Consider the following 18,238-nt stretch of genomic DNA (forward strand, 5'->3'; position numbering starts at 1 on the left):
GTGCCTGGTTCCGTGAGGAAACAACGCCTGCGGCTTCACTTCGCCCCGACCTTCGCTGCGCGGAGGCGGAACGCCTCGCTGGTCACCACCTGCTTCACCAGATCCGCGATCGTCCCCTTCTCCCAGCGCGCGGCGATCTCCTTGAGCGCGTCCTTGTCGCCGCCGACCGGGCGCCGGCGCAACGCATAGGTGAAGAGCTGCTCGGAGGGGCAGATCCCCAGCTGGGGGTCCTTCTGGAGCTCCGGGATGAGGCCCGAGATGTCCTGGAACTGCGCGCCCCCGTACTCGCCAGTCGCGTCGACCGCGTCGCCGTTCGGGTACTCGGTCCGGTAGGCGCCGATCGCATCGAAGTTCTCGAGGCTCAGCCCGATGGGATCGAGGACATTGTGGCAGCCCGCGCAGTCGGGCGACTCGCGGTGCTTCTCGAGCTTCTTGCGGACGTTGTCGACGGTGCTCGTGTCGCCTCCCGCGGCCTCGAGCTCCGGGATATCCACGCCGGCGGGAGGGGCCAGGTCGGAGCAGTAGAGCTGCGCCAGGATCGTCTTCGCGCGGGACGTGGGGGAGGTCCGATCGGCGCGCGAAGACAGCGTGAGGAACGCAGGGAGCGTGAGGAACCCGCCGCGCCCGGCCTCGGGGTCGTTCGCGTAGAGCGGCGCGAGCAGCGGGCTCTCCGGGTGGGGCGCCGTGAGGAACTCGGACCACGGCCGCTCGCCGGTCGTGAAGCCGGTGAAATAGGCGTTGGCCTGGTCGATCATCGCGCCCTTCATTTCGTCGTTCCAGCCCGGGAACATCGCTGTATCGACGCTGTGGCTCGGGAGCGTGCGGGTCCCGAGCCACTGCCCGAAGAAGTTCTGGAAGAACGCGGCGCTCTTCGGGTCGGCCAGCATGCGGTCGATCTGCTGCCGGAGCTCGTCCTCGGTGGCCAGCTCATCGCTCTCTGCCGCGTCGAAGAGCTCCTCGTCCGGGAGCGAGCTCCAGAGGAGGTACGAGAGGCGCGACGCGATCTCATGGCCGCCGAGGGCGCCCGGCGATCGCTTCGAGTCGGGGCCGACCTCGATCCGCAGGAAGAAATTCGGCGACGTCAGCAGGGTCCGGACGACGTGCTGCACCGCCTCGACGGGGGACATCTCGAGGGTGGTGCGCGCGTCGTCGTACTGCGCCGCGTACCGGTCGACCTCCGCCGCCTCGAGCGGGCGCCGGAAGGCGCGCAACCCGAAGCGCTCGATGATCTCGCGGGCGCACGCGTCGTCCGCGCCCGCGCCCTCTGCCGGGTCGCACACGAGGATCTCGGCGCGCTGCGCCTCGTTCGAGAACGCGTCGGCTGCCAGCTTCTTGGCGGCGTCGTAATACCCCTGGACGAGGACCTGCGACAGGCTCGAGAGCGCGCTGGCGTTCGCGTCGAAGCCCTTCGCGCCGGAGGCCGGAAATCCGTCCGCCGGCCGCAGGCGCGTGCCCAGGAGGTGGGCGACCGTGTTGTTGTACTCCGATGCTGTCATGTGGTGCAAAGGCATCCCGCCTGGCGCGACGACGGCGTCGTCCCCCGGCTCCTGTCCCGGGGCGTCATCGCCCCCAAGGATGCCAGTGCACGAGATGCTCAAGAGACATCCCCCGGCGGCGAGCCAGGGACTTGCAAACACTCGGTCAAGTCGGCACATCATGGTCGGCTCCCGCGTGTGGAATCAGCACTCTCCCCCTCGTGACCGGGACGCGTGCCTTTCGTGATCGAATCGACCGCACGCCCGCGCTAGGATCAGCCCGTGTCGTGCGCGCGGAAGACTACGATGATGGCGCTGCTCCTCGGCCTGTTCGGATGTGGGGCAGATGTGGATATTGCGGTGGGCCGTATGACTCCGACGTCGGTTGTGGGCGGCAGCGGGGAAGGTGGTAGTGGCAGCGGGGAAGGGGGGCGTGGTGGTGGGGCGCTGAGCGGCGGTGAGGCGGGAAGCGGCGGCGAGGCGGGCGGCGGCGGGGAAGGGGGCAGCGGCGGGGAAGGAGGCAGCGGCGCGGCCCCCTGCGATGCGCTGCCGTCGCTGGCTCATCGGTACTCGTTCGATGGGGTGGGGGCGGTCGTCGCCGATACGGTCGGCGGCGCCGACGGCGAGATCTTCGGCGGCGCGAGCCTCGATGGCGGAGGGGTGCTCACCCTTGACGGAGAGGACGACTACGTCGAGCTGCCCGCGGGTCTCCTCACGGGGTTGAGCGACGTCACCCTCATGGTCTGGGTCGCTCGCAACGGCGGAGGGGCGTACTTGCGCGTCGTCGACTTCGGCATCGGCAGCACAGGTGAGAATCCCGTCGAAGGCGACTCGAGCGTGGGGCGCTCCTACCTGGTCATCACCCCCTCGACGGGCTTCGACCCGCCGGGGATCGCCGCGCTCGCGAGCGACAGCGGCGCCGCGGGTCAGGTGCAGGTCGCCACCGCGCCCACGCTCGAGAACGCCGAGATCCATCAGCTCGCCGCGGTGTTCGACGGCGCTGCGGGGACGCTGGCGCTTTACCTCGACGGTGCGCTCCTCGGCAGCACGCCGGTCGGCTTTCCGCTCTCGGCGATCCAGGACGCGAACAACTGGCTCGGGCGGTCCCAGTTCGATCAGGATCCGTATTTCGGAGGGCGTTACGACGAGCTGCGCCTCTACCGCGAGGCGCTGGCCGGCTGCGCGATCGAGGCCGCGTGGCGCGCCGGCCCGGATCGGCCCTGAGGCCGGCTCAGAAGGCCAGCGCGAGACCGAGCCGCGCGCTGAGGCCTGCGGCCGGGGGGCGGTAGACGGTGCCCTCGAGGTTCTCGACGACGAAGCGGGGCCGCGTCAGCGGGACGACGGCGTGCAGCGCGCCCTCGATGCTCACGGGAGCAGCGACGCGCCATTCGAGCAGCGTCCCGAGCCCGGCAGCGAAGATCGGCGTCGTGAGGGTGAAGGGTTCATCGACCTCCCGCCCCTTGGAGCGTAGCCAGTGCTGGCGGCCGAGCGCGCAGACGTACACGCGGATGGGGCGCCCGAGCGGGCGCGCGCACGCGTCGACCTCGAGGAACCAGAGCCGGAACTCGGCGCCTGCAGCCAGCCCCGCGATGTGGCTCGAGCTCGACGGCACGACGCCGGCCGCGCCGTCCGCGCGGAACCAGCCGCTGCGGATCCCGCCGCCCACGGCGAGCCCGACGCCGATCGTCGGGACGAGCGCCTGCTCGAGCTGCGCGCTCACCCAGAGCGCTCCCTCCACGTCGCGCTCGTTCGCGGCGGACGGCGGCGGTGCCGCGGGAGGTGGGCGGCGCGGCGCGCGTCCCCGCGCGGGAGGCGGCGGGCGCGGCGCGCTGGCGGCGGGGGCGGCGATCGCCTGGGGTGGCGCGGGCTGCGCGGCGGCGTTCCGCGCGACCGCGTCGGGATCGATCGACATCGCGACGATCAGCGCGGCTGCCCGCGACATGGATGCGCAGTCGTCGCCATGGATCACCCGCTCGCCCGGCGCCGGCGCGCGGATGCGCAGGTCGAGCCGGAGGCGCTCGTCGCGCTCGCGAGCGATCGCGATCTCGACCTCGATCGGCTGACGCTGCTCCGACGTTCCCAGCAACCGGGCGATCTCGTTCCGGACCTCGTCGACCGGCGGGCACCCGTCCGGCGCTTCCCAGCGGAGATCGATGGCGCGCGGCTCGGCGGGCGCCGCGAGCGCGCGCGCGGGCAGGAGCCCTGCCGCGACGATCAGCGCCGGAAGGATCGACGGCGCATGCGCCCACCTGGAGACGTGCACCCGCGCACTCTACTCCTCCTGTCCGCACGCGGCGCGCACGCGCGTCGCGAGCGGCGAGCCCGGGCTCTTCGCGAGCAGCCTCGCCGCGATCGCCCTGCCGGACGACGCGCGGCCGGAGCGGCAGAGCGCGATCGCGCGCGACGCCTCGCGCTCGGTCGAGAGCACGCCCCTCGGGTACCTGCTGGCGTGCTCGTCGAGCTTCGAGAGCGCCTGCGCGAACTGGCCCGCCTGCAGCGCCTGCTGCGCGTCGCGGAGCAGCGCGATCTCCGCGTCGAGCCCCTCGGAGCCCTGCCTCGCGGCGGTCGCCGTCCGGGGCGTGCGCGACGCCGTCGGGCGCGCCGCGGCGGCCGCCGGGGGCGCGGCGCTCGGCTCGGCGGGTGCGCTGGGTTTCTCGGGAGCGTCGGCCTTGGTGGAGGCGCTCGCCTCGCCCGCGGACGCAGGCGTCCCGTCGCTCGGGGCGCTGGAGGGCGCGGCGGCGTGCGCCGCTCGGGGCGCCTCGGCCGCGCCCGTCGCCGCCTCCAGCGCGCGTTGCGCATCGGGCGCCTCGCCCGGTGTCGGGAAGTAGAGCGCGGCCCCCGTCGCGAGGCCCACGACCAGCGCCGCCAGCCCGATCTTCAGCGGGGCGCCGAGCAGCGAGAGGGCCGCGCCTTTTGCGACCGCGGTGCTCGCGCCCGCGGCCACGCTCGCGGCGGCGGGGCCGACCGCGTGCGCAGCCGCGCCGGCGCTCGCAGAGCCGGCGGCTCCGGCGCCCGCGGCGCTCTCGGCGCTCACGGCCACGGCCGTGGCCGTGGCCGCCGTCCCTGCGAGGCCGAGCCGCGCCCACACGGCCGCGCGCATCCGACGCCTGTCGTCGTCGGTCGGCCCGTCCTCGTCACGAAGGGCGTTCAGGAGCGCTCGTTCACCTGCCCCCAGCTCATCCATTGCGGCCTCCTCGGATCCTGGCGTGGTGGCGGTGCACCGCGTCGGAAAACGCCTGTCGAGCGGCCCTCAGCCGCGCATACACGGTGTTGACGTTCACCCCGATGCCCCGCGCGATCTCCGCCGCCGGCATCTCTTCCAGCTCGGCGAGGAGGAGCACCACGCGCTTCTCCTCGTCGAGCGACGAGAGCAGCTCGTGCGCGACGCGCGCGGCCTCTGCCCTTGTCATGGCCTCGTAGGGGCTGAGGTCGCTCGGCCCCGCGAGCAGCTCGGGATCCACGGTCTCTCCTGTCCCGCGGTGGGCGGGGCTCTTGCGGCGCAGCGATCTCCGGTGCGTCTGCACGACGTTCACGACGATCCCGAAGACCCACGTCTTCAGCGACGAGCGGGCCCGGAACTCCGGGAGCCGCCGGTGCACGACGACGAACACCTCCTGGCACACGTCCTCGTGCGCCGAGGCGTCGACGCCGAGCCGGCGCACGGTCCGCCAGACGAAGGGGAACATCTCCTCGTACACCTCGGCGAAGTCGGGCGGCGCGGCCTGCACGCCGGCCGCGGGGACGGCGGGCACCGCGCCCGCGGGCGGAGGCGTCGACGGAGCGACGGCCGCGCGTGCCGTCACGGGCTGCACTCCTCTTCGTAGGGCAGCGAGACGTAGAGCTCGCCGAGCTCGGTGAGCTCACCGCTCGCGCCGAGCAGGTTCACGTTGGGGATCGCGTCAGTCCGCCCGGAGAACCAGGCGTACCGGAAGACGTCGGGGTCCGATTCGAGGAGTGGCACCGCTTCTCGCATGTACGCCGCCTGCGCTTCGAGCGACCGATCCGCGCCGTCGCCGCACGAGAACTCGGTCAGCCAGATCGGGCGCTCGTAGCGTTTGAGCTCGCCGAGGTACCACTCGAGCGCCGGCCTGTCGCAAGCGTACCAGTGCGCCGCGATGAAATCGACGCGGCAGCCATCGCACGCCGCGAAGAAGGCGTCGAGGTACGCGAACGGATCGGTCTCGTGGCAGCCGCCGCCGCAGAAGTTCACGGCCGGCGAGACGAGCTGGAGCCCCTTCTCGTCCGCGATCTCCTCGATGCGCGGCCACAGCGCCGCGGCCTCGCTGGCGGAGAGGTTGGCCTGCGAAAAGAAGTTCGGCTCGTTGAACGCGAGCAGGTACTTTGCGCCGTCGGGGATCTCCGCCTTGATCTTGTCGGCGTCGAAGCGGCCGCCCCAGACCATGGGTACGAAATCGACGCCCAGATCGACGTAGTCGCCGCCCCGGAGCTTCTCGTCGGGCAGGCTCGCCCAGTTGTACCACCAGCCGACGCTGGCCGAGAGGGCCGAGAGATCGGCGACCGAGTGGTAGCCGTACGCGATGCCGCGCTTGCACGGGCGCCGTTCGGCTGCGCTACCGCCGTCGCCAGCGCCGCCATCGCCAGCGCTGCCTCCGTTGCCAGCGCCGCCGTCGCCAGCGCTACCGCCGTCGCCAGCGCTACCGCCATCGCCAGCGCTGCCGCCGTCGCCCGCGCTGCCGCCATCGCTAGGGCTTCCGCCGTCGCCCGTGCTGCCGCCGTTGCCAGCACTTCCGCCGTCGCCCGCGCTGCCGCCGCCCCCTGTCCCGACAGTGTGCCCTGCTTCGCCACCGCTGCCGGCGGGGTCCACGGGGCCGGCGCCGCCATCACCTGCGCCGCTCGTCTCATGGAGATTTCCAGTGCCGCCGCCCCCAGTCGCGTCTGGGGGGAGCGTTTCCTCTACACAAGCCACGGAGAAGAGCATCCCGAGCAGGGGGCTGATGCCGCAGAGGAGGGCTTGGATAGCTCGGCGCATGGGTCGAGGGGCTGGTGACCGGAGCCGCCGCGTTCCGTGAAGGAAAGTGGAGGGACGGGGGGCGACGTTCATCGGGCGGTCGTCGATGGGCTGGCGCTCCACGGCTCGCGGGCGGATCATCCGCTGCAGCGCACCGTGGCCGACAGCGCGCACCTCCGCGCGCTTGACGACCGCGAGGAGTGCGTCGAGGAAGACTGGATGACACCCCCTCGCTGGCTTGCCGCGCTCGCGGCGCTCACCGTTCCACTGGCGGTCTCGGCGACGGCCTTGACCCAGGGCGACGCTCCCCTCCCGCCGCCTCCTCCTCCAGAGCCGCTCCCGTCTGCCTCCGCGCAGCCAGCACCGCCGCCGTCTCCTGCGCCGCCACCGGTGCAGCCCGCGCCTGCGCCCACGCCCGCGCCGACACCGGTGCAGCCCGCGCCCGCGCCGACACCGGTGCAGCCCGCGCCCGCGCCGACACCGGTGCAGCCCGCGCCCGCGCCGACACCGGTGCAGCCCGCGCCCGCGCCGACACCGGTGCAGCCCGCGCCCGCGCCCGCGCCTGCGCCGATTCCGGTGCAGCCCGCGCCTGCGCCTGCGCCCGCTCCCATGCCGTTCCCGCCGCCATCTCCCACGCCGGTGCCGCCTGCGCCGCGGCCTGCGCCCGCGCCGCGGTCGACACCGGCGCCTGCACCGCCGCCCGCGCCCGCGCCGCGGTCGACACCGGCGCCTGCACCGCCGCCCGCGCCGCGGTCCGCGCCTGCGCCTGAACCGCCGCCCGCGCCGCGGGCCGCGCCGGCCGTGCACACGCCCGCTCCGGAGCCGCCCGCGCCGGTTCCGCCCGCTCCCGAGGAGAAACCGAAGGAGCCCGAGGAGGGCGAGCAGGATGGGATGCGCTTTCGTTTCGGTACGACCCTCGGCGGCGGGATCATCGAGTCACCCACGGGCGCGGGGGCCGTCTTCGCGCTCTCGGGCCGGCTCGGTGTCCAGGTCAACCACTATTTCGGGATATACTACCAGAACACACCGATGGTGACGCTCACCCCCGAGAGCACCGAGAACAGCGCTGGATTCGAGGCGGGGTTCATCGACTACAACTCGGTGCTCGCGGGCTTCACGCTGTTCCACTTCCTCGATCTCGGCGCGGGACCCTCCATGGATTACGTGGCCGTCGCGACCTGCGGCGCGGAGGTCCCGGAGGGCGGCATCCCGCTCCCGAGCGCCGGTTGTGAGAGCACGGCGGCCTGGTACTTCGGCGCTCACGCGCGGGGCGCCCTGATCCTCGGCGGCCTGGCCGGGAGCGGCGCGCGGCGGAGCGGTTTCGCCATCAGCGCGGATCTCCACCCGGTGTTCCTGCCAGAAGGGCCGACGTTCACCTTCACGCTGGGCCTCGGCAGCGAGTGGTACTGAGACGACGGCGCGCCGGATCGCGGTGCGCCGCCTCGCCGGGCGAGCCGTTCCGCTCGCCCGGCGCTCCGGGCAGAGGCGGGCAGCGGTTTGCCCGGCCGCTGGCGGTGGACCCTTCGAGTCGAACCTTCGTTCTCCAGGTCACGAGAGTTCCCCGCAAGTACGCCGGATCGTAGGACGCTCGGCCTCACGTCTGCGCGGCGGCCGGCGCCAGCGTCTCTGTAGGCGCGCCATCCGCTGTGATCCGCGACACCCCGACCCTGCGGCCGCGGTTCGCGAGGGTTGCTGTGTGGCGACCAGATGGACTACAATCCCCTTGTCGGAGCGATTGTTGGCGGGACGCCGCACCGGAGAGCTGGACGCCGTGAGCGTCCTGCGCCAGCGGCAAGCGCCAGCAGGAGAGCGCCAGCGGCAGAGCGCCAGCAGTAGAGCGCCAGCGGTAAGTAGGCGGTACGTAGATCGAGCGCGATGCGCGAGCTTTCGAGCTCGATGGCAGGGAGCGAAGGCGCACCCATGAATTCCGCTGTTTGTGCATGACAAGGTGAAATTGCCGAGCATCACGATGCACCATCGCTCACCATGTAGGTTGACGAGGCATGATGTGTCGCGCGAATCCGGGGCGCCATCTGCTGTTTTCTCTGAGGCGCCATCTCTTGCTTCTGCGGTGCGGGGGGCATGGCGCCCCTGGGACTCGAGATCGAGCCCTGAGACCGAGGTGCGTGAGGAGCGGGTCAAGCGCTCGCTCCCGTATCTGGCGTGCTCGGCAGCGCCGGCGTGGTCGTGCTGGCCGGCTGCTGGCGGGGGAGCGGCCGTCGGGTGTCGTCACCCTCTCCGGCGTCCCCATTTCGCCAAGCTCGGTGGGACCGCGGGGGCGCCTCCCAGGGGGCGCTTGACAAAGAGGGTTAACCATCGGCTACGCTGCCTACCCATGATGACCGGGAGGACATGAGCCGGGTGGAAACGAGCTCCAGGCGCTCCACAGGGGCACGGCGGTCAGCGGTCGAGCGGGCCGTAGGGCACCTCGCGTGTCGAGCGAGAATCGCATACCGCTGGGCATCATCGTGGGTACCACGAAATAATCGCGCGGCTCCTCCGGTTCGGCACCGGGGATTTCGCTCACTCCTCAGGACTCTCGCCGAGCGCGCTTGGCCCGACAGGACCGGAGTTCCGCTTCGCCGCGGGCTCCGATCGACGCGCGCGCCGATGGTCCTGCTCGGGGCGGCTCTGCTCATCGGGTGCTGCCTTCTGCTGCTCAGCCCGCCGATCACGGCTGGGCCCGTGGCCACGCTCTATGTGTATGCGGTGACACCGCTTCGCGCTCGCGCCCTCGAGCAGAAGATCGAGGAGTCGATGCCCGGCGTCGATGTTACCGTGTTCGGAAAGTTGAGCGATTTCAAAGCCGCGCTCGAGTCGACGCCGCCCGACGCGGCCCTCTCGCCGAAGCCGGTCCTGGCTTCGCTCAATCGGACCGCCGATATCCAGGGCGTGAAGGCGGGGAGCGACGCGGAGCAGTACCTCCTGGTCTCGACGAGGGCGCTGACCAAGGAGATGCTCTCGGGTCTCAGATATGGGATCGTCGATCTGGTCGAACGAAAATCGCTCCCTAAGTTCGTAGCTGGGTTGCTGGGTGTGAGCACCGCGCCTGAGGTCCAGCGCGTCACGAAGATCGAAGATCTTCTGCAGCTGCTCCAGTTCCAGACGGCTGATGCAGTCCTCCTCCCCGAGCGATTTCGTTCTGACTTCGAGTCGAGAAGCAAGATGACGTTCACGATCCTCAGCCTCTCGACGGCGAAGGTCGGGCTGGTGGCGGTCACGTTCCTGAGCGAGCGCCAAACGGTGGAGGGCGCGATCCGGAGGCTTCCGAAACACGTGCTGGCCGATCTGGGGGTTGACGAATGGAAGTAAGGTCGACGCGTCCCCTCTCTCGGCGCTCGCTGCTGCGGGTCTCCGCCCTCGCGGGGCTCGTGCTGTCCCTGAGCTGCTCGTCGGGCCCAGCGACACCCGTCGCCAGCGACCCGGCGCCGACGCTCAAGCCGCCGCCTCCGGACGCGAGGCCGGTCATCTCCGTCATCGCCCCCTCGGATCCGCAGCTCGACGACATGCTGAGATCGCTCCGCGTCGAGCTGTCCCAGGAACACCGTGTCATCATCTCGCTGCTGCGCAGCGAGGAGTCGAGCCCCGACCTCGTGGCGCGGATCGTCGCCCGCGATCGCCCGCAGGCGGTGGTGCTGGTCAACAACTCGACCGTGCTCCTGTATCGCGAGTGGGCGCGCACCGTCCCGACCCCGCCGGTCGCGCTGATCCTGATGGCGTCCTTCGCCGAGGAGCTCCAGCGCACCGTCCCCAACTCGGTCGCCATCTCCTACGAGGTGCCGGCGGTCACGGCCATGGTGGGCCTGCGCACGCTGGGCCTCGACGCACATCGGGTCGGCGTTGTCTACCGCCAGGGCTTCGCGGATCACATCGCGCGACAAGAAGCGCTCATGCACGTCGAGAAGCTGGCCTTCGTCAAGGAAGAGCTCTCGAACAAGCCACGCGTGCAGGACCTCCGCGCCGCGCTCGTGAACCTCCAGCGGGCGAAGGTCGACGCGATCTGGCTGCCGAACGACAACGGCCTCCTGAGCCCGAGGTTCTTGACGAACGTCTGGCTGCCCTATGTGGACCGGCTCGGCGCGCCGGTGGTCGTGGCCGTGCGTTCGCTCGTGAACGAGCACGCGGAGTTCGGGACGTTCGCTGCCATCCCCGACACCCAGGCGCTCGCGGTGCAAGCGGCGGATGTCCTCTACGAGCTCGCGGACGCCGACTGGAAGCTCCGGTCGTCGGGCGTCCGCCTGCCCATCTCAGTCAAACGCCTGGTCGACGTGAGGCTCGCACGACGCTTCGGCCTGAATTCCAGCCAGTTCGGCCAAGTTGACTTTCTCATCGGTCGGTGAGCGCGTATCGGGGGGAATGGAGGCGCCGTGCGATTACCTTTCCAACCGGGCACATGGTCACGATGCGACGGGCCAGCTCGATCCATCGAGCTCCCCGGCTCGCCTGCCATCTGCTCGTCGCATGGGGAGCGTCGCACGCGTAGCTGCCGTCGCTGGAGCGCGCCGTCATGATCCGGGTGCTCGTGATCGATGACGACGAGATCGCTCGCGAGGCGATGCGCGCCGTCCTGGTCAGGGCCGGTTTCGACGTGGTCGAGCTCGCGACGCCCATCGGCGCGACGGCGGTCATCAAGCGAGACAAGATCTCCGTGGTCGCGCTCGACATCAACATGCCGACCATCAACGGCGACAAGCTGGCGAAGCTGCTCCGGGACAACGCGCAGCTCTCGAACCTGGGTATCGTCCTCGTCTCCAGTTGTGATATCGACAAGCTGAGCGCGATCGGCGAGAAGGTCGGCGCCGACGGCATCGTCTCGAAAGCGAAGCTGCACGTCGCGCTGGCGCCGGCGGTCGAGCGCGCGGTGGCCGCGCGCGCCGGGAAGACCAGCCCGCCGCCGCCTTCGTCTTCGGGGTCGTCTGCGGCGTCGTCCTCCTCTAACCCGCCGCCCTCGATGAGGCGTCCAAAGTAGAGTGCATGGCAACCCCGAACACCCACGGCTCGCTCCGCATCAAGCTGCTCCGCCTGATCCTGGGCGCGCTGCTGCTGCTCGGGGGCACCACGCTGCTCGCGAGCGGCGCGCTCATCTATTCGACGGATCGTGAGGTCCAGGCCAAGCGTGAGCAGGAGCTCCTGAGCGGTCTGGAAGAGAAGGCGCGCCTCCTCGGCTTCAATCAGGCGCTGGCGCTGCGCAGCCTGGTGGCGGACAATCTCTTCGGGGATGTCAAGGCGCTTATTCACCAGACCGTCTCGGAGAACAACGACATCGCCTACGGGTTGTTCTTCGACGCGGAGAACCGGGTCTGGGCCGCGAGCGGCCTGGCCCGGGTGCCCGCCTCGAAGGACGCGCCGCCCGGCCCGGCGGCGCCGAACTTCACCGCGGCAGACCTGGAGTCCCTCGGCATCAGCACCGCGCACCAGTCCCGGCTCGTGCTGCGTCGGCGGCAGAACCCCCTGGGCGGGGATGACGTCCTCGAGGTCGCGGCCCCGGTCATCTCGGAGGGGACCCACGCTGGGACCGTGATCTACGGCATCAGCACGAGGAGCGTCGTCGAGCGCATGGTCCAGGCTCGGGACCTCGCCGCGAGCCGGCTCGTGACCACGCTCGGCCTGATCGTGGCGCTGATCCTCGGCAGCGGGGCGGCCAGCTATTTCCTCGTCAAGCGGGTCGCTGTCCACATCACGGAGCCGTTGCTCGCGCTGCGCACGGCGGCGGGGGCCATCGCCACCGGGCTTCGATCGAGCGCGCCGCCGACCGAATCGCCCATCGTGGATCGGAAGAAGTGGGAGCGCGTGCAGATCACGAGCGGCGACGAGCTCGAGCTGCTCGGCGCGGCCTTCAACAGCATGGTCGAGGCGAACGAGCAGGCGTTCGAGGAGCTGCGCGTGAGGACCGAGCAGGCGCTCGAGGCGTCCCGGATGAAGAGCGAGTTCCTCGCCAACATGAGCCACGAGATCCGGACGCCGATGAACGGGATCCTCGGGGTCATCCGGCTCATGCAGAACCAGTCGCTCGACGGCAAGATGCGGCGTTACGTCGAGACCGTCGACGCCTCCGCCAACACGTTGATGTCGATCATCAACGACGTGCTCGACTTCTCGAAGCTCGAGGCCGGTAAGTACGTGGCGCAGCACGTCTCCTACGATCTGCGCCTCGTCATCCAGGAGGTCGCGGAGCTGATGGCGAGCCAGGCGCACGAGAAGGGCCTCGAGCTCGTGTACCGCGTCGAGCGCCGCGTCCCCACCGGCGTCGTGGGCGACCCCGACCGGTTCCGCCAGGTGCTCACCAACCTGGTCGGCAACGCGATCAAGTTCACCGATCGCGGAGAGGTGCTGATCGACGCCTCGACCTCTCAGCAGGACAAGGCCACGGCGCTCATCAAGCTCGCCGTGGTGGACACCGGCCCCGGCATCGCGCCCGACGACCAGAAGAAGCTCTTCGCGGCCTTCTCGCAGGTGGACGGCTCGCTGGTCCGCAAGCACGGCGGCACGGGCCTCGGGCTCGCGATCAGCAAGCGCCTCGTCGAGGTCATGGGCGGCGAGGTCGGCCTCGACAGCACGCCGGGGCAGGGCAGCCGGTTCTGGTTCACGATCAGGGTCGGCGTCACGGCCGGAGGCGAGCAGATCCGCTCCGCCGAGTGGGCGAGCGGGCGCCGCGCGCTCGTGGTCGAGAACAGCAGGAGCTGGCGCGACGTCGTGGTGGAGCACCTCGTGGCCTGGGGTTTTGACGCCGAGTCCGCGGCCTCCGGGAGGGACGCGATCAACCGGCTCGAGCTCGCGGTGCTGGAGAAGCGGCCGTTCAGCGCCGCCGTCGTCGGTGTCCAGATGGACGATCTCGGCCTCGAGGAGTTCCTCAGGACCATCCAGTCGGTCCCGGCGCTCCAGACGTTGCCTGTGGTGGCGCTCTACCACATGGGATCGAGCGTGACGTTGAGCGGGATGGACTCCAGCATGGTCACGCAGCTCCCCAAGCCGCTCCGCGTCTCCGAGCTGTACAACACGCTGCAGAGCGCGCTCACGGGCGCCTCGACCCCGCCGCCTAGCAAGCCCGGCGTGGAGCCGGGTAAGATCGCGAGCAAGCTCCCCGTGCTGGTCGTCGATGACAACGAGATCAACCGCTACGTGGCGATGGAGCAGGTGGAGCAGCTGGGCCTGCGCGTGGAGACCGCGTGCAACGGCCAGGAGGCTCTCGAGTGCGTCAAGCGAAAGCAGTATGTCGCCGTGCTCATGGATTGCCAGATGCCGGTGATGGACGGGTACACCGCCACCCAGGAGATCCGCGCCTGGGAGCGCTCGAGGAATCGCCACACGGTGATCATCGCGCTGACGGCGCACGCGCTCGTCGGCGAGCGGGACCGGGTGCTCGCGGCGGGGATGGACGATTATCTGGCCAAGCCGGTGCGCCCTCAATCGCTGCAGAAGACCTTGTGGCGGCACGTGGTCCTGAGCCGGGACGAGCCCGGGTCGTCGCCGTCTCCCTCCGGCAACGAATCGGAGGCGGCGCGCGCGCCGGTGCTCGACCCGGAGGTCCCGCGCTCGCGGAAGCTGATCGAGCTCGTCCTCAAGAACGTGCCGGCGCAGCTCGATGGCCTGGAGGGGGTCATCCGGAGCGCCGTGGCTGCAGAGATCAAGGCGAACGCTCACAAGCTGAAGGGCAGCATGCTCTCGATCGGCGCGGCGCGCGTCGCGGAGCTGGCGGAGAAGATGCAGCTCGCCGCAGGTCAAGGCGAGGTGCCGCAGGCGGGCGACCTCGCGCGAATACGTGACGAGTTCGACTCCGTGAGCGTTGCCCTGAAGGAGGAGCTCGCCGCGACCGCCAAGGCGACGTGACGATCGCGCCGAATCGACGATGGACGAAGGTCTGGAGCCCACTGAACTCGCATGATGCTTGCCTCACTCGAAACCAGGTGGATGGTTGCGCTGGTGATCGCTTCGATCCCCGGTCTCGCATGGGCCCAGCCGACGACCACGACGGCGCCGGTAGCGCCGAAGGCGGTGGGGGGTGAGCGCCGGAACGACGCGCTCGAGGACGTCGACCTCTTGAGGCTGCTCGACGTCGAGGTGTCCACTGCCACGAAGACGCTGGAGACCCTCGACGACGCGCCCGCCATCATGACGGCGATCACCGCGGAAGAGATCCAGCGCTGGGGATATACGAGCGTCGGCGAGGTGCTGGAGCACGTCGTCGGGTTCTATCTTATCGACGACCACATCCTGCCGAACGCCGGCGTACAGGGGATGACGGGCGGGCTGGGCGCCGAGAGCGGCGGGATCAAGGTGATGATCAACGGGCGGTCGGCGGCGTTCCGGACCACCAGCGGCAACTGGCTGGGCACGGAGCTGATCCCGCTGTCGGCCATCAAGCAGATCGAGATCGTCCGCGGTCCGGCGTCGGCGCTCTATGGCGCCGATGCGTTCCTCGGGGTCGTCAACATCATCACCCTCGATCCGGAGGACATTCCCTTCGTCGACGGCACGGTGCAAGTCGGCGTGACGAAGGACCACCCGCGCGGCCGTTTCGACCTCGTGGGCGGCATGTTCACCGACCGCTTCGAGATGATGCTGACGGCCGCGGGGGAGCTCGATGATCGAAGTGGCCTGGAGATGCCTACCCAGTCCCCGGCTCCCCTCATCGCGCCCTATAACGCGGGGCGCCTGGACGCCCAGAACCTCGAGCGCATGTCGGGGGTCGTCGGGGCGCGCATCGGGTTTCGCAATCCCGAGCGCGGGCACCACCTCAGGCTCAGCGCGTACTGGTCAGGCCTCCGGCGCGGCGGGGATTTTGCGCAATGGGCACAGCTCACCGGCGGGACCGACGACCAGGGGAACCGTGCCGGCACGGTGGTCAGCCTCCAGCAGCGTCGCGTGGCGGTCGACGGGCTTTTCCAGCTGAACCGAGAGCTCGCGTTCGCGGTGCAGGGGATGTACTTCCAGGGTGGCGTCCTGCCGGACGACCGCATCGACGTCGCCGGCGGCTGGTACTACATCGAGCGGCGCATGGCGTATCGCGGCGTGGACGCGAGCGTCGAAGCCCGGTGGATGCCGTGGGACCGATTCAACCTGATATTGAATCTGGAGTCCGTCTACGACAAGGAGGACCTGCCGTCCTTCCGCCGGGTCACCAAGGAGACGGGGCAGTCCTTCGGCTCGCCGGAGCGGGAGCAGCAATCGGCCGAGCTGGTCGACCTCGGGGCGCTCCTTAGCGCCAACCTCAAGGTGCTCGATCCGTGGCTGAAGCTCACGGGCGGGCTCCGCTACGATCACCACAGCAAGTATGGCAATCAGCTGACCGGTCGGTTCGGGGCGACCTCGCACCTGGGGAAGACGGTCGTGGCCAAGCTGCTGTACGGCAGCGCCTTCAAGGCGCCATCCCCGTACTTGCTCTTCGCCCAGCCCCTCGTGCCGGGCGACGTGATCGGGAACGAGCGCCTGTCGCCTCAGCTCATCCACACCGTGGACGCGGAGCTGACGTGGAGGCCTGCTGTCTGGGCCTCGGCGAGCACGGGGGTGTCGTACAGCCTCTTGAACGACAAGGCAGAGTTCGTTCCGCGAGGCATCAACCAGACGGCCCTGAACGTCGCCAGCCAGAAGTCCTTGATCTGGGCGACCCGCGCCGAGCTGCGGCACGGCGACGCCTTCGGGGGCTACGGGTCGTTCGAGACCGTGCACTCGACCCGGGACTCCGGCCAGGTGGGGTACCAGGCGGATCTGGTCGGCTCGTCGATGGTCGCCTACCCGAGCTGGATCGCCCGTGCCGGCGCCTATGTGAAGCTGCCGTCGCCGAGCTCCGTGCCGCTCGAGCTCTCGACGCAGGGGGTCCTCGTCGGGCCCCGGCGGTCCGCGGAGGCGAGCACCCTGGAGGCCGGCGGCGCGTTCGAGCTGCCCACGTACCTCAGGTGGAACGCCAGCCTGGTCGCGCGCAACCTGTGGATCATCCCGGGGCACGAGACGACCGTGGCCGTGCGCGCCAAGAACATCCTCGGCACCTTCGGCCCGGATCCCGGGTTCTCGGGCTTCGAGTACCCGCTGGCCCCGCGCGAGATCTTCTTCGAGCTACGACACCGCTATTGAGCGGTGGTCACCCGCGTCGGATACGGGCCCATCTCGACGTTTTCGGTGCTCAGCGCACCGGAGTGCGCTTGCGCGCCGAAAACGCCGATCTGGGCCCGTCTCCTGTGCGGGTGACCGCCGCTCTTCTATAGAGGGGGGCAGGTTCGTGGGGATACGCGGTCAGCCGCGTGGTTCGGCTCGCTGCGGCGTACTTTCGTACGCCTCACTCGCCTGCCTTACGGCTGAGCCCGTATCCCACGAACGGGCTCCCCGCCTTAGATCATTGCTGGATCACACATTTGGCATCAAAGGGATCGCCATCGACGAACTTGTCGCCTTTGATGGTCCACCTTTGCATGATGTGATTCTGGCTCGCCCCGTAGGTGTCGAACTCGTATTCGGCGGCCGCCCCGATGTAGCGGAGCGGGGTCCCCGCGCGGAGCTTGGCCATCGCGGTGTTCAGATCCCACCACAAGGCCACATCGTTCTTGGGGTCGTTGAGCTCGAGGATCTTCTGCCGCAGCTCACGTCCGGACGTGATGATCTGCCCGGTGGTCGCGTAGCCGTACACGAGGCCCATCGCGATGAGGACGACGCCGTCGTAATAGAAGTGCGCTGCGGGGAACGGCACCTCGTCGTTCCACCGGCGGGAGAAGTGATAGGTGAAGGCGTCGGCGTTCCAGTGCGTGCAACTGAGCGCCTCCCCGGTTGGGTCGTTGGGGCTGGGGCTGCACTCGCTCCGCAGGCTGAGCGAGGGCGAGATCCCATAGGAGTTGTCATCGAGGGTGCCTTGAGGGATGTTGGCGAGGAACACCTCGGTGTGCAATGCAGGGCCGAGGAGCCACCTGCCCGGACGCCCACGGACGGTCCATTCGGTCACGATGGTCGAGGCGGCGGCGGGATAGGCGGCCAGCAGCGTGCGGCCGGCCGTCCGTTCCGGGTTGAAGGCGGCTTTGATCTTGTCCATGTACGTCTGCGCGCCCGGCTTGAACGTCACCGAGGGGAGGATCCTGCCCTGGAGCGCCGCGAAATGGGTCGTGAACTCGGTGCTGACGGCGGTGTTGTAGTCGTCCCGCGCGGAGAGGCAATTGGCAGTGCGGACACCCTCGCTGACGAGGTTTTTCGCGAGCGCGCAGCCGATTCCGAACGGGGAAGGGGCGAGCCTCACCTTGCCGCCGTCGTCCTCACGGCGCGCGATGGAGGGCGCGGCATAGCTCGGCAGCATGTGGAGAAGGTTCTCCTTCTTCACCTCGATCGCGATGTCGCGGGCGAGCTCGTTCTCTTCGGGCCCTACCAGGTACCGGACATCATCCGTGTAGATCAGCGAGAGCAGCTGGTCGAGCCCGCGCTCCTGGCTCGAATGGCTGTCTCGGCTCACGATGTCGAACGGTCTCCCTTCGAGCCCGCCCGCGGCGGTCAGGTCTTCGACCGCGAGCAACATGGCTTGCTCGAGGTTGCGGCCGATGGCCGACTCGCTCCCGGAGAAGGGGAGGAGGGCCCCGATTTTGATGGCGTTCTCGGTCTCGTCGGCCTCCTCGGGCGCCGTCGACGAGCAGGACGCCGAGAGCAGGGACGCGAGTCCCACCATCAGCCCGGTCTCCATACAGCGCATGCGTCGCCTGCGAGCGCCCAGCCATGTGCCGGCTCGACGGAGGCAGTCCAGAACGTTAGGCATCCCAGTGTACATGGTTGTCCTTCGAGACGATGACATCGCATTGAGGACGGAGCGTCAAGGGCCGTGGGTGCG

Annotated in this window: 14 protein-coding genes; 7 read left to right on the top strand and 7 right to left on the bottom strand. The window is 69.9% G+C overall.

The window, feature by feature from the left end; all coding sequences use genetic code 11:
- Positions 1 to 35: 35 nt before the first annotated feature.
- Entirely contained in the window at positions 36 to 1,598 is a 1,563-nt protein-coding gene (locus WME79_RS07425) for a DUF1592 domain-containing protein (RefSeq protein WP_437533823.1), read from the bottom strand.
- A gap of 246 nt (positions 1,599 to 1,844) precedes the next feature.
- Here WME79_RS07425 and WME79_RS07430 point away from each other — a divergent pair, with 246 nt between their 5' ends.
- Positions 1,845 to 2,699: a LamG domain-containing protein gene (locus WME79_RS07430; protein ID WP_437539794.1), complete on the top strand. Its 855-nt coding sequence runs from the start codon at positions 1,845 to 1,847 to the stop codon at positions 2,697 to 2,699.
- 7 nt (positions 2,700 to 2,706) lie between these two features.
- Here WME79_RS07430 and WME79_RS07435 read toward each other — a convergent pair whose 3' ends face one another.
- The 5 genes from WME79_RS07435 to WME79_RS07455 all read right to left on the bottom strand — a co-directional run bounded on the left by WME79_RS07435 (position 2,707) and on the right by WME79_RS07455 (position 7,253).
- A complete protein-coding gene (locus WME79_RS07435) occupies positions 2,707 to 3,738 on the bottom strand; it encodes a hypothetical protein (protein WP_437533825.1) in 1,032 nt (343 codons plus the stop codon).
- Positions 3,739 to 3,747: 9 nt separating this feature from the next.
- Entirely contained in the window at positions 3,748 to 4,659 is a 912-nt protein-coding gene (locus WME79_RS07440) for a hypothetical protein (protein ID WP_437533826.1), read from the bottom strand.
- Positions 4,652 to 5,278 (bottom strand): RNA polymerase sigma factor, encoded by a 627-nt coding sequence (locus tag WME79_RS07445; RefSeq protein WP_437533828.1) that lies wholly within the window; start codon positions 5,276 to 5,278, stop codon positions 4,652 to 4,654. Before WME79_RS07445 ends, WME79_RS07440 begins: the two co-directional genes overlap by 8 nt.
- Positions 5,275 to 6,300: a glycoside hydrolase family protein gene (locus tag WME79_RS07450; protein WP_437533830.1), complete on the bottom strand. Its 1,026-nt coding sequence runs from the start codon at positions 6,298 to 6,300 to the stop codon at positions 5,275 to 5,277. The genes WME79_RS07445 and WME79_RS07450 overlap by 4 nt, the downstream gene beginning before the upstream one ends.
- A 281-nt stretch (positions 6,301 to 6,581) precedes the next feature.
- Positions 6,582 to 7,253, bottom strand: coding sequence for a hypothetical protein (locus WME79_RS07455; RefSeq protein WP_437533832.1), 672 nt, complete (start codon positions 7,251 to 7,253; stop codon positions 6,582 to 6,584).
- Here WME79_RS07455 and WME79_RS07460 point away from each other — a divergent pair.
- From WME79_RS07460 to WME79_RS07485, 6 genes are all read left to right on the top strand, one after another.
- Positions 7,246 to 7,854, top strand: coding sequence for a hypothetical protein (locus tag WME79_RS07460; RefSeq protein ID WP_437533834.1), 609 nt, complete (start codon positions 7,246 to 7,248; stop codon positions 7,852 to 7,854). The two genes, WME79_RS07455 and WME79_RS07460, sit on opposite strands and share 8 nt — an antisense overlap.
- Before the next feature lie 1,200 nt (positions 7,855 to 9,054).
- Positions 9,055 to 9,756: a hypothetical protein gene (locus WME79_RS07465; protein WP_437533836.1), complete on the top strand. Its 702-nt coding sequence runs from the start codon at positions 9,055 to 9,057 to the stop codon at positions 9,754 to 9,756.
- Positions 9,747 to 10,784, top strand: a complete 1,038-nt coding sequence (locus WME79_RS07470) for a hypothetical protein (RefSeq protein WP_437533838.1) — start codon at positions 9,747 to 9,749, stop codon at positions 10,782 to 10,784. Before WME79_RS07465 ends, WME79_RS07470 begins: the two co-directional genes overlap by 10 nt.
- A 167-nt stretch (positions 10,785 to 10,951) precedes the next feature.
- Positions 10,952 to 11,413, top strand: a complete 462-nt coding sequence (locus tag WME79_RS07475; RefSeq protein WP_437533840.1) for a response regulator — start codon at positions 10,952 to 10,954, stop codon at positions 11,411 to 11,413.
- Positions 11,414 to 11,418: 5 nt separating this feature from the next.
- The gene (locus WME79_RS07480) at positions 11,419 to 14,271 is read left to right on the top strand and encodes a response regulator (protein ID WP_437533841.1); all 2,853 of its coding nucleotides are present in this window, start codon (positions 11,419 to 11,421) and stop codon (positions 14,269 to 14,271) included.
- Positions 14,272 to 14,364: 93 nt separating this feature from the next.
- Positions 14,365 to 16,512, top strand: coding sequence for a TonB-dependent receptor plug domain-containing protein (locus WME79_RS07485; RefSeq protein ID WP_437533843.1), 2,148 nt, complete (start codon positions 14,365 to 14,367; stop codon positions 16,510 to 16,512).
- Between the two features lie 259 nt (positions 16,513 to 16,771).
- Here the strand turns inward: WME79_RS07485 and WME79_RS07490 are convergent, their stop codons facing one another.
- Entirely contained in the window at positions 16,772 to 18,079 is a 1,308-nt protein-coding gene (locus tag WME79_RS07490; RefSeq protein WP_437533845.1) for an ABC transporter substrate-binding protein, read from the bottom strand.
- Between the last annotated feature and the right edge of the window lie 159 nt (positions 18,080 to 18,238).

Source organism: Sorangium sp. So ce726, assembly GCF_051521405.1.
Taxonomy (GTDB): Bacteria; Myxococcota_A; Polyangia; order Polyangiales; family Polyangiaceae; genus Sorangium.

Coding starts and splice junctions, on each gene's coding strand:
- WME79_RS07430 (WP_437539794.1), top strand. CDS start 1,845: ATGACTCCGACGTCGGTTGTGGGCGGCAGCGGGGAAGGTGGTAGTGGC.
- WME79_RS07480 (WP_437533841.1), top strand. CDS start 11,419: ATGGCAACCCCGAACACCCACGGCTCGCTCCGCATCAAGCTGCTCCGC.
- WME79_RS07470 (WP_437533838.1), top strand. CDS start 9,747: ATGGAAGTAAGGTCGACGCGTCCCCTCTCTCGGCGCTCGCTGCTGCGG.
- WME79_RS07490 (WP_437533845.1), bottom strand. CDS start 18,079: ATGGTGGGACTCGCGTCCCTGCTCTCGGCGTCCTGCTCGTCGACGGCG.
- WME79_RS07465 (WP_437533836.1), top strand. CDS start 9,055: ATGGTCCTGCTCGGGGCGGCTCTGCTCATCGGGTGCTGCCTTCTGCTG.
- WME79_RS07475 (WP_437533840.1), top strand. CDS start 10,952: ATGATCCGGGTGCTCGTGATCGATGACGACGAGATCGCTCGCGAGGCG.
- WME79_RS07440 (WP_437533826.1), bottom strand. CDS start 4,659: ATGGATGAGCTGGGGGCAGGTGAACGAGCGCTCCTGAACGCCCTTCGT.